This window comes from Hyphobacterium sp. CCMP332 (assembly GCA_014323545.1).
Lineage (GTDB): Bacteria > Bacteroidota > Bacteroidia > Cytophagales > CCMP332 > CCMP332.
Map to the genome: position 1 here is coordinate 1761150 of CP058647.1, position 13764 is coordinate 1774913.

Here is a 13764-nt window from a genome sequence, read left to right on the forward strand (position 1 = left end):
AGATCATATTTGAATTTAGTTTGGATAATCGGTGGAAGAGCTTAGAAATAAAAATATTGTTCAGTTAAAAACTCTACTTCATCATATCAATTTTCTAAGTGAAAATGAATATTCTCAAAGCCTGGAAATATTGTCTAGTGCTTCAATTGGGCAACATTTTAGACACATAATAGAATTTTATCAGATACTAAAAGCAAAGGCGGACTCTAAAAAGGTTAATTACGACAAGAGAAAGCGCCAAAAAAGCCTGGAAGTAAACTTGCCTGAAGCAAACAATGCGACACAGGAAATAATTGATTGGCTGAATAGTAATTTAGAAGACATTGAATTGGTAGTAGAACAATTCAATTCTAAAACAGCATTTAAATCTTCTTTAAAAAGAGAATTGCAATATGTTTATGAACATACGACTCACCATATGGCAATTGTTAAAATTGGAATAAAGGTTTTAAATCCCGAACTAATAATTCCCGGGAATTTTGGTGTCTCAAACTCTACGCTTAATTACAGAACAATAATATAAACTTATATTAATCTACTATTTTAGTATCTCATTTATGGAATTATGAAACAATACATAAAACTATTTTCAATCTTGTTCGTGTTTGCCGTATTTGTTACCCACAACTCAAATGCCCAGCTTTTGACCATAACGAATACAACCATTCCCTCCAACGCAACATCTTGTACGAATAGCGATATCATTGCATTTGTACAAGTCAATTGCATTAATTTTCCATTCGACAGCATTACATCCAGTATAAATGGAAATGTAATTGACGTCAATGTCTATTATCAAGAATTAATAATTTGCCTACCTGCAATTAATTTCACTTCCCATACTGCCAATTTGGGTAATGTGCCTGCAGGGTCATATACAGTGAATGTGACAGGGTACTTGAATATGGGAAACGTTACAAATCAGATGAATACAGTTTCTGGTAATATGACAGTGATTTCCTGCTGTAATGCGGTACCGGGAATGTCATATTCAGGAAACGTGTGTGAAAAAGACTCTGTATTATTTACAAGCACCAGCATCGGTGCTCAAACATTGTCCTGGTATATTGATAATCAATTTGTTTCTTCAGATTCAACGTTCAATCAGGTTTTTGATTCAGCCGGTTCTTACGAAGTCAAAATTGTAGTAAACGGCACTTCTTGCTCTGATTCGCTCACACAAACAGTAATCGTAAACAGTTTGCCAGACTTGGACATTGGGCCAGATGTCGAGTTTTGTGAAGGAGATAGTGTGATGTTTGATGCCGGCCCCGGGTGGGTGAATGTTTTATGGTCTGATGGGAGTACAGGGCAATCCATTTATTATGGAAATGACGGAAATTTAACTGCAACGGTCACAGATCAAAACACTTGTCAAAATAGCGATACTGTTTTCCTTATTGAAAGACCAAAACCTTTATTGGAGTTTGGCAATGAAGACACTTTAATTTGCAATGATCAGTTTCCGATAACATTTTCAGCCACAGGCCCCGGATATTCTTATCTATGGCATAATGGAAGTACCGATTCAATATTTGTATTAAATGGCTCAGGTTGGGCAGCCTGTACAGTAACCGACACCAATGGTTGCGCAAATTATGATTCTATTTTTGTTATAATGCTTATTTGTGATGGCTTGGACACAGAAGACGAAAATTATTTGTTGATTTACCCAAACCCCACAAAAGAATCACTTAGCATTTTGGGATATGATATTAATTTATCGTACAAGATATATAATGAACAAGGTGTTGAAGTACAAAATGGAATTTTAATAGAGGGGGAATCAAAAATACAGCTGAGCAATCTAAAAAGAGGGCTGTATTTTCTTCAAACAGAAAGCAATATGGGGTCGGTTAGAAAGGCATTTATCATACATTAAAAAGCCCCTTTCGGGGCTAGTTTTAATCTAGTTTATAGGTGTTTTCTTTAATTAGAAAATCTGCTATTCGTCTGCGGGCTTCTATAGAATTGAAAGGCGGTGTTTTTGTAAACCTTTTCAATCCCAGAAGCATCATTCTTAACATATCACCTTCGGCAAATGCATTAATTACGGTTTTACCGGCCCGGTTGATTTCATCCATGGCATCATAGAGGCATACTTTGGCGAGGTCTGTTCGTAACTGACCTTTTTCTTCACCGTGAATTCCCACATATTTTTCTGCTCTTAAAATTGCAGACTCCGCTTCATAGATTTTTATAACCATATCGGCTAAAGCCATTAAAATTTCTTGCTCATCAGCCAATTTTTGCATGTACTTTTGTGCAGCAGAGCCAGCACACATCAAACCTGCTTTTTTTGCGTTAGCTATTAGCTTCTTTTCTTCAGAAAACAAACTTTGCTCTTCATCGCCAAAATCGGGAATTTCCATTAACTCCTTTTGAACATTTGAAGCAGGAGTCATTAAATCCAACTGGCCTTTCATTGCCCTTTTTAAATACATATCGATAATCAACATTCTGTTGATTTCATTTGTGCCTTCAAAAATCCTGTTAATTCTTGCGTCTCGATATGCGCGATCCATTACGTATTCGGCAGAAAACCCATAGCCGCCAAATGTTTGCACACCCTCATCTACCACATAATCCAAGGTTTCAGATCCCATTACTTTTAGTATTGCACATTCTATGGCAAACTCTTCTGCTGCCCCGAGTAAGGCTTCACTTGGTGTTTTACCTTTTTCTAATAAGGCATTTTCAGTTTTTTCTATGTCCATTCCCGCTCTATAAAGGGCAGACTCTGTAGCAAAAATTTTAATTGCCTGCTCGGCTATCTTATGCTTAATAGCACCAAAACTTGAAATAGGTCTTTGAAATTGATGACGCTCATTTGCATACATAATTGTATGATGAGCTGCGGACTTAGAACCTCCCAATACGGCTGCGCCAAGTTTAATTCTTCCAATATTTAAAATATTGAAAGCGATAATGTGTCCTTTCCCAACTTCACCCAAAATATTTTCTTTGGGTATTTTACAGTCTTCAAAAAACACTTGCCTAGTTGAAGAGCCTTTAATCCCCATTTTATGTTCTTCGTTGCCCAAACTCAGTCCCGGGGTTCCTTTTTCAACGACAAAACCAGTGAATTTCTCGCCATCTATTTTTGCGAATACAATAAATAAGTCGGCAAAACCGGCATTGGTAATCCACATTTTCTGGCCGTTGAGCACATAATGCTTGCCGTCTTTAGTCAATTCGGCTTTAGTTTTAGCCGCAAGCGCATCCGAACCAGAACCGGGTTCAGTAAGGCAATAACTGGCTTTGAATTCACCACTTGCCAATTTAGGTAAGTACTTCTTTTTTTGTTCTTCCGTTCCAAAGTAGAGAATAGGCAAGGTTCCGATTCCTGTATGTGCAGATAAGGCTACCGCAAAAGAATGACCCGCGCCCGTCCTTTCGGCAATCAATAAAGAATCGTTAAATCCTTTTCCAAAACCTTCATACGCTTCGGGAATGGCTGTGGCCAATAAACCAAGCTCTCCGGCTTTATCCATTAATTGAGGCATTAAACCTTCCTCCAGCGCATCAATTCTATCCAGGTTTGGAAGCACTTCACTTGCTAAAAAGTCATCACACATTTGTGCGATCATTTTTTGTTCTTCATTCCATTCCTCCGGAATAAAAACATCGGAAGAATCAGTTTCCTTGATAAGAAATTCTCCCCCTTTGATATTCATTTTTTTATCTACTGTTTCCATTTTAGTATTTTATAAGAGTTCATAAATTCCGGCAACGCCTTGTCCACCTCCAACACATGCAGTCACCATTCCGTATTTTTGTTTTCTTCTTCGCATTTCATTGAAAAGCTGAATTGACAATTTGGCCCCGCTACAACCCAATGGATGACCAAGGGCAATTGCACCACCATTAACATTTACTTTATTTATATCGATATCCAGCTCTCTTAAAACTGCAATTGATTGCGCAGCAAATGCTTCATTCAATTCAATTTGATCTATATCCTTTAATTTTTTCCCGGCTTTTTCCAATGCCTTTGGTATCGCATTTACCGGGCCAATTCCCATTATTCTAGGTTCTACGCCTGCAACAGAATAAGATAGCATTCTTGCAATGGGCTTTAGATTCAGTTGATTGACCATTTTTTCTGACATCACCATTACAAAAGCTGCACCATCCGATGTCTGGGAAGAATTACCGGCAGTAACGGTTCCTCCATTTGCGAAAACAGGCCTTAATTTTGCAAGAACTTCTTTAGAAGTATCTTTTCTCGGGCCCTCATCGGTGTCAACGACATACTCTCTGGACTTTTTCTTGCCGGAAGCATCTAAATAAGTTTCCTGCACGGTAACAGGGACAATTTCATCTTTAAATTTTCCAGATTCTATGGCATCAATTGCATTCATATGTGAACGAAAGGCAAACTCATCTTGATCTTCCCGGCTCACGTTGTATTGCTCAGATACTTGTTCAGCGGTAAGTCCCATACTTGTATAATAAGTAGGGTGTTCTTTTGCAATTTTATAATTGAGTACGGTTTTGGTCCCCATTACCGGCACCAATGACATGGACTCAGTACCACCAGCGATAATAATATCTGCCATGCCTGCATTAATTCTTTGAGAAGCAATCGCAATTGCTTCAAGACCGGAACCGCAATATCTATTAACGATCATTCCCGGCACTTCCATTGGCAATGACAAAAGGGAAATCATTCTTCCCATTTGCATTCCAGCTTCTGCTTCAGGCACGGCGTTTCCAACGATTAAATCGTCAACTTGCTTAGGGTCCAGGCCTTCTACTTTGGAAACAAGATGTTTTATTACCTCAGCGGCCAGGTCATCTGGTCTAGTAAATCTAAAGCCACCCCTGTTGGCTTTTCCAACAGCGGTTCTGTATCCTGCTACTATATATGCGTCCATAATTATCTTTTTATAAGAACTGTTTTTTTAAAATCTTAATTCCGGATTGGCCTGCCTGTCTTAATTACGGCTTGAATCCTTTCTAGTGTTTTCTTTTCTCCGGTCAGAGAAACAAAAGCTTCTCTTTCCAAATCCAATAGGTATTGCTCAGAAACTTCCTGTGGATATGATAAATCTCCACCTGCCATTACATATGCGAGTTTCCTTGCCACTTTCGCATCGTGTTCTGAAATATATCGCCCCATGAGCATTCCGTTTATTCCAGCTTCAAACAGGGCAATTAATTTTTTGCCTTGTACCTTTATATCTTTTCTATGTACCGGTTGAACATATCCCTGTTCTATTATTGAAATTACAGCTTGTTTGGCATCTGCTAATTGCCTGTTTTTATTTACAGAAATATTATCCCCGTCGTGAAGTATATGCATATCAAAAGCCTCATACGCAGATGTTGCCACTTTCGCCTGAGCAATATCCATAAATGCATTTTGCATATTGTTCAATTCAGCATCTCCTTCCTCAAAAGTATCCGAGACCCGCAAAACCATTTCTTTGGTTCCACCACCACCGGGTATAACACCTATGCCCATTTCAACGAGACCAATGTATGTTTCCGCAGCAGCCTGAACTTTGTCTGCGTGCATGGTCATTTCACATCCACCTCCCAGAGTTAATCCATGAGGGGCAACTACCACAGGAATGGATGAATAGCGAACACGCATCATGGTATTTTGAAACTGCCTAACCATGAAGTCGATTTCATCAAATTCCTGCTCGATGGCAAACATAAATATCATACCCACATTTGCTCCTGCAGAAAAATTGGCACCCTGATTTCCAATGACCAGCCCTTCGTATTCCTTTTCTGCAAGATCAATGGCTTTATTTATGCCTTGAATGACTTCACTTCCCAGGGTGTTCATTTTGGTGTGAAACTCAATATTTAAAATTCCATCACCTATATCGAAAATAGTAGCTCCTTCATTGGACCATACTTTTTTGTTTTCCCTTAAATTATCGAGCACAATGAATTCATCGGTACCTGGAAGTGCTTCGTATGCATCATTTTTGATGTTGTAATACTTTTTAACCCCTCCTTCAACTTTATAAAATGAAGTTTTGCCTTTTTTGAGCATATCTTTTACCCATGACCCGACTTTAAATCCGGCCTCTTCCATTTTTTTAATGGTGTCTTCCAAGCCAACAGAATCCCAGGTTTCAAAAGGGCCAACTTCCCAACCAAAGCCGGAACAAACGGCCTGATCTATTTGATATAAATGATCAGCAATTTCAGGTATTCTGAAACTCACGTATTGAAATAGGCCATAAAATGAATCTCTATAAAATTCTCCGGCTTTATCTTTTCCATTCAGTAATGTTTTAAACCGGTTTATAACTTTATCAATGGACTTTGTTTCTTCAAGAGTGGCAAACTTTACTTTTTCTTTTGGTTTGTATTCAAAAGAGTCTAAATCAAGTGTTAATATTTGACTTTTCCCTTCTTCGTCTTTAACCTTTTTATAAAAACCCTGTTTTGTTTTATCGCCAAACCATTTGTTTTTTTCCATTTTCCTGACCTCTTCAGGTAATTTGAACATTTCTCTGGATTCATCCTTGGTCAGGCCCTGATAAAGATTATCCGATACTTTTATTAGTGTATCTAGCCCTACCACATCAGAAGTTCTAAATGTCGCTGACTTGGGTCTTCCTATAACCGGGCCGGTAAGTTTATCAACTTCATCAATATTGAGGCCTAGCTTCATCATTGAATCCACTACTTTTAAAATGGCATAAATCCCTACGCGGTTAGCAATGAATGCCGGCGTATCTTTACACAGTACTGTGGTTTTTCCAAGAAACTTGCTCCCAAATGACATGAGAAAATCAACAACCTCAGGATCAGACTGCGGTCCGGGAATAATTTCCAGAAGCTGAAGGTATCTCGGAGGGTTAAAAAAATGTGTGCCGGCAAAATTTTTCTGAAAATCCTCGGTTCTCCCCTCACACATTAAATGCATGGGAATTCCACTGGTGTTTGATGTAATCAAAGTGCCTTTTGCTCGAAATTTTTCAACACTTTCAAAAATCTTTTTCTTTATCTCTAGGTTTTCAACCACAACCTCAATGACCCAATCAGATTTCTCAATTTTTGACATGTCATCGTCGAAATTTCCTGTTTCAATTCGCGAGGCGAAATCCTTATGATAAATTGGTGAGGGATTTGATTTTAATGCAGTAATAAGAGAATCGTTTACAATTCTGTTTCTAACGTTTTTGTTCTCTAAATCAAGGCCCGCTTTTTTTTCTTTATCATTTAACTCTCTAGGAACCATGTCCAGGAGAAGGACTTGTACACCGATGTTAGCAAAATGACATGCAATTCTGGACCCCATAACACCAGATCCTAAAATGGCGACTTTCTTAATAATTCTTTTCATAATATTTATTGATCACGAAAAATATGATTGTTATCTATCAAATGGTTTATATTGTCTATGACTTCAAAAAAGGTGTCCAGCTTCTCTTTCGGAACAACTTCCTGTACAGCATGATTAAATTTTCTTATTGTTTTTTTGGAAATTTCTCGCTTTTCCTTTCCTAATTCAGTTAAGAATATTCGGGTTACGCGCCCATCTTCTTTATCGGCCATTCTTAAAATTAATCCGCGCTCTTCCATATTTTTAATCATTCGTGAAAGACTGTGAATCTCCATCCCGATCATCGGACCTATTTTAGTAGCAGGAGTACCATTTTCATCATCGATATTAATCAAAACATAACCCATCGAAGTAGTTATTTCATGTTTTGAAGCCTCATTATTGTACATTCTGAAGATGGCATGCCAGGCAGTTTTTATATTGAAGTCTACGGTTTCCTTTGCTTTCATAGGTCAGAGAACGAAAATAAAAAATTATATTATGCATGCATAATAAATTGATGTTTTTTTTTAGTTTATAGGTTTACTTGTATTTCCTTATTTTATTATTTGAGGAATAGACTTAAAAAGTGCATTCCTTTAATAATAATTGATATTTTTGGCCAATGAAGGGAATTCTCCTTGTTTTCTGTTTATTAACCTATAATCCCTCGGATGCGCAATTCAACAAAAAAATTGAAAAGGAGGTAGGTTATTTTATCCACCACAAGGACTACAAGGAAGCATTAAGAATTTTAAACCAAGCTGCTGTAAAAAGCCCCGAAAACCCCAAATGGAATTATTTAAAGGCGAAAGTTTATTTTGAACTCGCAAATTATGATTCTGCATTTGTTTATTTTTTAAAAACAGAACAACTCGGTGATGAGTCACCGGAAAACAATTACTATTTGGCTAATCTCTATCATCAGAGAGACAGCTTTGCAATGGCCAAAGAGCATTATTTCCGGTTTTTAAAAGTATTTTCTGAAACTGATAAAGACTCCCATCCTCTTGCCAACAAAAAGGATATCCGAAAAAGAATTGATGAATGCAATAATGGAATTGAGTTTAAACAAAACCAAAGAAACATAGAAATTATCAATCTTGGAGGAGCAATAAATTCTAGTTATCCTGATTACGCTCCTGTGATTTCAGCTGATGAACAGACACTTTTTTTTACTTCCAGGAGACCTAATAGCACGGGAGGTTTAGTTGATGCAAGAGATGGCTGGAATATGGAAGACATTTATATATGTGTAAAGGACAGCAACAATGCATGGTCAAAACCGGAGCAACTTCCCGGATATATTAACTCCAACGGACACGATGCAAATATTGGCCTTTCGCCAGATGGTCAATCTCTTTTTATTTATCGCGATGATGCTTCTCAATCCGGATTGTCTGGAAATATTTATGAATCGGTTTGGAAATTTCGTCGCTGGTCAACGCCATTTCTTTTACCGGAACCTATAAATACTGAGTTTTGGGAAACAGGGGTTAGCACCACTCCGGATGAACAAACCCTTTATTTTTCTTCAAACAGACCAGGAGGATATGGAGGCCTTGATATTTACAAAGTTAGAATGCTTCCGAACGGATCCTGGGCCTTGCCGGAAAACCTGGGACCAAGCATCAATACAGAATATAATGAAGAGTCTCCCTTTATTCATCCCGATGCTAAAACACTCTATTTTTCATCTCAAGGGCATAGCAGTATGGGAGGTTTCGATATATTCTATTCAAGCTTGGAAGACAGCATCTGGACCGAGCCCGAAAATATGGGTTATCCACTCAATACGGCCCAAAACGAATTGTATTTCGTGCTATCTGCAGATGCGAGAAGAGGGTATTTTTCGGGAATTAGAAGTGAAACTTATGGAGACAAAGATTTATACATAGCCAATTTGCCAGAAAAACCCATTCAAATTATTCTGTTAAAAGGGAGAGTGGTTGACAAAGAAACCGAAAAGCCGCTTGCTACGCTGATAAAGGTATTTGACAATGCAACTAAAGAGTTGATCTATGTATTAAACTCTAATGGTGTTAATGGGCGTTTTTCATCTGTTTTACCTCCGCATAAAAATTACAATGTGCAGGTAGAAGTAGAACAACCAGGATATGCGCATTACTCTGTTAATATTCATATTCCCGATCAAAAAGAGTTTGTTGAAATTGATACAATTATCAGATTGCAAAGAGATGATACACTCCATACCATTACCCTTTTGCCTAATATATTTTTCAAATTAAATCTTGCAGAACTGGATTCAACTTCTGAGCTGGAATTGGATGCCCTCGCCAAAAGAATGTTTGACAATCCGGAAATGAACCTGGAGATCGCTGTTCATACCTTTTCACAAAATAGTAATTCTAAAAATCTCAATTTATCCCAGAGAAGAGCAGATGCAATAAAGCAAGCACTTATTTCAAGGGGAGTCGCTGGTAACAGGATTTTCCCGGTGGGCTATGGAGATAAATACCCCAGAGAAGAAGAAAAAGGGCCCTGGGAAAATAAAGGTATAAGGCCGGATGACAGAGTTGAAGCAATCATCATTCCATCATACAATGAAAAAATGAAGCCGGCAGATGATGGTTACTATTATATCAACGCCTATAAGCCTTTCGTCCTTAGGATTAATCCGGAAGAAGCTGATATGTACACTGAAAATACAACAATTGAAAGCGAAAAAGATTCTTTACCATCAGGTTTATCTGAAAAGCTCATTGACACAACTTACAATGCATCTGTAAAGGATGATTCTGAGCTAATCACAAAAATTGAAATCAAAGACAAAGCAATAGAAAAAGACAGCTCAATTGAAAACTTAAAAGAGAAAAAAGATCAAACAGTAGAAACAGAACAAGAGATTCCAAATCTGTCTGACCTAAAAGTATATTTTGTAGTAAATAAAATTTATTTCAGAACCGACCCGGATACAGTGCTCAATGAAATATTAGGCATTTTGGATATGCGGCCGGATTTAAATATAGTAATTCACAGTTATACAGATACCGTAGGTCACCCTGATTACAATAAGTTTTTATCAAAGATCAGAGCTGATAATGTAAAAAAAGCTCTTGTTAAAAAAGGAGCAGACCCTCAAAGAATAATTACAAAAGGAAACGGCCAGATCAATCCGATAGCTTCCAATGCCACTCGACAAGGAAGGATGAAAAACAGAAGAGCTGAATTTGAAGCAATAAAAAGAAACTAAACATCACGTCTTAATACCTCTAGGGGACTTCGGTCGAAAATACCTCTCGTATTTAGCCATCCGATCAGTACACATAATGCAGTGATGGATCCCCAAATTACCAAGATACTCAGAATGTCCGGCACGAAAACCATTTCAAAAAAATAAATGGACAAGGCAAAACTAGCACCAAGTGCTAATATTGAACCGGTTATACCTGAAAGAAGTCCCAGATAAGCATACTCCACCAGGCTGATTTGAACAATTTGATTTTTTGAAGCCCCTAAAGTTCTCAACAATACATTCTCCTTCAACCTAACAAATTTACCGTTGGTAACAGCTCCGGCCAATACTATCAAGCCTGTGACAACTGAAAACAAAGCCATAAACCGGATGACAAAAGAGACCTTACTTAAAATATCATCAACATTCCTGAGGATCATGCTTAAGTCAAGAACCGACACATTCGGAAATGCCCTAACAATATCTTTTTGTATTTGAGAAGACTCCATTTTGTTTTCGGCGCGGGTAAGTAAAACATAAAATTGCGGAGCATCTTCGAAGATACCCTTGGGAAATAGAACGGTAAAATTGGTTTGGAACCGTTGCCAATCTACTTTTCGAACACTTCCTATATAGCTTTTAACAGGCACACCCTGGACATCCCAGACTACTTCATCACCTATTTGTGCGTCAATGCGTTTTAACATCCGTTCACTTACCGATACATAAAGTGAGTCGTCTCCCGGTTTAAACTCATTGATATAATGACCTTCCACAATTTCTTCAGAGTCAATCAGACTGTCTCGGTAGGTCACTCGATATTCCATGGTCAATGCCCAATTCGGGATTTCATCGGTAGTATCTTTTCTAATTTCATCTGAGGATTTACCATTGATACTGTCAATTCTTATAGTTACAACCGGCACCATTTGATTGATAGGATAATTATTCTTTTCCACATAAGCCAGCAGATCATCTTTCTGATAATCTTGAATATCAACCAATATTAGATTAGACCTGCTTTTATCTCCGCTGAATTCAAGTTGAGATAGGAGGCTATTTTGAATCAATGAAAGGGTGACAATCATAAATGCACCCAGGCCAATAACAATTGTCAATACGGAGGTTTGATTGTTTGGGCGAAATAAATTTGCCAAACCCTGTCGCCATACAAAAGACCAGTTCTTTGGGAAATTCTTTCTTATTAAGCGAATTAATAAATATGAAACAGCTGCTAATGCAGCTATGGTAATCAGCATGATGGCATAAAAAGCTGTACCAAAAATCAATTCACCAGTCTGATAGACCGCAAAGACCCATGGCAATACAAGAATCAAGAGAAATAATATTTTTTGAAGTAAAGGGCTTTTCATCAATTCAGCGGCAGATGTTCTCAACACCGCAAGTGGGGAAACATATTTTACCCTAATCAAAGGTAAAGCGGCAAATAATAATGAAATAATTAAGCCAATACCAAGTCCGGTGAATGAAGCCTGTGGCGAAAAATTTAAATTGAGCTCTATTGGAATAAAATCCTGTAAAACATAAGGAATTGCAAATTGCACCAGGTTTCCCAATAATACGCCTATAATACTCCCAATGGCACCAATACCGCTGGCTTGGATAAAAAATATCCAGAATGATTGCCAACCTGTAGCACCCATACACCTAAGTACTGCAACGGAAGGAATTTTTTCCTGAACATATATATGGACCGAACTCGCAACACCAATACAGCCCAAAATCAAAGCGATAAAACCGAGCAATTGAAAAAAGCGATACATATTATCCAATGCAGAGCCAACCCGTTCCTTTCTGTCATCTACCGTTTCATTTCCATAGCCTAAACTTTTGGTTGTTTTTTTGATAGGACCAAACAACTCCTCAGCATTTTCTCCCTTTTCCGCTTTAAAATACAGCCGGTAATTAACCCGACTTCCGTACTGAATAAGATTTGTAGAATCCAAAAAAGCATAGGGGATATAGACAGAGGGAGATAAAGAAGACATTATACCGGCACTTCCGGGAATAGAAGAAACCAGGCCAATAATAGGAAGAGTCAGACTTCCTGTTTTCACCGAATCACCAATTTCTACCTCGAGTTGCAAGGCCAGCGTTTCGTCAATCAAGGCCCCTTGACCGGACTTCAGTTTTTCTAAAGATTTTCTTGGTATTGTTTCAACCAAACCGTAAAAAGGATATCCACCTTCAAGGGCAACCAATTGAACCAATCTCGTTTTATTATTTTTTGGGAAAATAGCCATAGATGCCATTCTTGCACTTTTTCCTTTTTCACGCTCGAAAGTGTCAACCATATTTATGAATAAAGTATCAAATGGCTGATTGGAATAAATTACCAGGTCGGCAGCAAGTAGTTCTTTGGCTTGCCGGTCTATATCGTTTTTTAAATTATAATTAAAAGAATTTATGGCGACCAATGCACCGATACCAACAGAAACAGATACGATAAAAAGAAATAACCGGTCAAAGTGTTTTTTGGCATCTTTCCATGCAAGTTTCCAAATCCATGAATCCCTTAAAAGATTAGTCCCCCTACGTTTTACAGATATCTTTTTATCCATTATGCCTTTTTAAGCTTATCCGAAACAAGGTCACCACCTTTTAATTGCAAAATCCGATTGGTGAAATTTGCCAGGCCAATATTATGCGTTACCATGACAAGAGTAGTCCCTATTTCCTTATTCAAATTAAAAAGCAGGTCGGTAATTATAGCGGCAGTTTCTTCATCCAGGTTTCCCGTTGGCTCATCTGCAAATAAAATATCAGGATTGGCCATAAATGCCCTTGCAATAGCCACACGCTGTTGTTCACCACCTGAAAGTTGATTGGGATAATGGTGTAGGCGCTCCTCTAATCCCACGCGAGATAACAATTCAATGGCACGGGGTTCAGTATTTTTTTCACCCCGAAGCTCAAGAGGAATGCTTACGTTTTCAAGTGCACTCAAAGTAGGTAAGAGCTGGAAATTTTGAAATACAAAACCAACATGCTGATTTCGCACGTATGCCCTGTCGTCTTCACTTAAATCATTAAGTTTAATTCCCGCTAAACTTACTGAACCGGTACTCGGCGTGTCGAGACCGGCACATAAACCAAGAAGGGTTGTTTTTCCACTTCCTGATGGTCCAACGATCGACATTGTATCTCCTTTTTTGATTTCAAAATTTATTGAGTTCAGTACTGTTAGACTTTGGCCTCCGGTTTGATACGTTTTACTGAGGTCTTTGACCTCCAGGATTTCTGTCATTTT

9 protein-coding genes are annotated in these 13764 nt (G+C 38.0%); 3 read left to right on the top strand and 6 right to left on the bottom strand.

Annotation, left to right across the window (positions count from 1 at the left end):
• Positions 1-31 precede the first annotated feature (31 nt).
• On the top strand, positions 32-523 hold the full coding sequence (locus HZR84_07780) for a hypothetical protein (GenBank protein ID QNL21839.1): 492 nt from the start codon (positions 32-34) through the stop codon (positions 521-523).
• Positions 524-565: 42 nt separating this feature from the next.
• Positions 566-1882: a T9SS type A sorting domain-containing protein gene (locus HZR84_07785; GenBank protein ID QNL21840.1), complete on the top strand. Its 1317-nt coding sequence runs from the start codon at positions 566-568 to the stop codon at positions 1880-1882.
• A 22-nt stretch (positions 1883-1904) separates the two neighbouring features.
• On the opposite strand, the gene HZR84_07790 is transcribed toward HZR84_07785, so the two are convergent.
• The 4 genes from HZR84_07790 to HZR84_07805 are packed head-to-tail and all read right to left on the bottom strand — an operon-like array spanning position 1905 to position 7767.
• The gene (locus HZR84_07790) at positions 1905-3698 is read right to left on the bottom strand and encodes an acyl-CoA dehydrogenase family protein (GenBank protein ID QNL21841.1); all 1794 of its coding nucleotides are present in this window, start codon (positions 3696-3698) and stop codon (positions 1905-1907) included.
• A gap of 9 nt (positions 3699-3707) precedes the next feature.
• A complete protein-coding gene (locus HZR84_07795) occupies positions 3708-4880 on the bottom strand; it encodes an acetyl-CoA C-acyltransferase (protein ID QNL21842.1) in 1173 nt (390 codons plus the stop codon).
• Between the two features lie 35 nt (positions 4881-4915).
• Positions 4916-7318, bottom strand: coding sequence for a 3-hydroxyacyl-CoA dehydrogenase/enoyl-CoA hydratase family protein (locus tag HZR84_07800; protein QNL21843.1), 2403 nt, complete (start codon positions 7316-7318; stop codon positions 4916-4918).
• Between the two features lie 5 nt (positions 7319-7323).
• Positions 7324-7767, bottom strand: coding sequence for a MarR family transcriptional regulator (locus HZR84_07805; protein QNL21844.1), 444 nt, complete (start codon positions 7765-7767; stop codon positions 7324-7326).
• A 155-nt stretch (positions 7768-7922) separates the two neighbouring features.
• Here HZR84_07805 and HZR84_07810 point away from each other — a divergent pair, with 155 nt between their 5' ends.
• Positions 7923-10511 carry an OmpA family protein gene (locus HZR84_07810; protein QNL21845.1) on the top strand — a complete coding sequence of 863 codons (2589 nt, stop codon included), beginning with the start codon at positions 7923-7925 and terminating at the stop codon, positions 10509-10511.
• Here the strand turns inward: HZR84_07810 and HZR84_07815 are convergent.
• Both HZR84_07815 and HZR84_07820 read right to left on the bottom strand, forming a co-directional pair.
• On the bottom strand, positions 10508-13075 hold the full coding sequence (locus HZR84_07815) for an ABC transporter permease (GenBank protein ID QNL21846.1): 2568 nt from the start codon (positions 13073-13075) through the stop codon (positions 10508-10510). The genes HZR84_07810 and HZR84_07815 overlap by 4 nt on opposite strands.
• Positions 13075-13761 (bottom strand): ABC transporter ATP-binding protein, encoded by a 687-nt coding sequence (locus HZR84_07820; protein QNL21847.1) that lies wholly within the window; start codon positions 13759-13761, stop codon positions 13075-13077. Before HZR84_07820 ends, HZR84_07815 begins: the two co-directional genes overlap by 1 nt.
• Between the last annotated feature and the right edge of the window lie 3 nt (positions 13762-13764).

Coding starts and splice junctions, on each gene's coding strand:
- HZR84_07815 (QNL21846.1), bottom strand. CDS start 13,075: ATGGATAAAAAGATATCTGTAAAACGTAGGGGGACTAATCTTTTAAGG.
- HZR84_07810 (QNL21845.1), top strand. CDS start 7,923: ATGAAGGGAATTCTCCTTGTTTTCTGTTTATTAACCTATAATCCCTCG.
- HZR84_07800 (QNL21843.1), bottom strand. CDS start 7,318: ATGAAAAGAATTATTAAGAAAGTCGCCATTTTAGGATCTGGTGTTATG.
- HZR84_07820 (QNL21847.1), bottom strand. CDS start 13,761: ATGACAGAAATCCTGGAGGTCAAAGACCTCAGTAAAACGTATCAAACC.
- HZR84_07790 (QNL21841.1), bottom strand. CDS start 3,698: ATGGAAACAGTAGATAAAAAAATGAATATCAAAGGGGGAGAATTTCTT.
- HZR84_07785 (QNL21840.1), top strand. CDS start 566: ATGAAACAATACATAAAACTATTTTCAATCTTGTTCGTGTTTGCCGTA.
- HZR84_07795 (QNL21842.1), bottom strand. CDS start 4,880: ATGGACGCATATATAGTAGCAGGATACAGAACCGCTGTTGGAAAAGCC.
- HZR84_07805 (QNL21844.1), bottom strand. CDS start 7,767: ATGAAAGCAAAGGAAACCGTAGACTTCAATATAAAAACTGCCTGGCAT.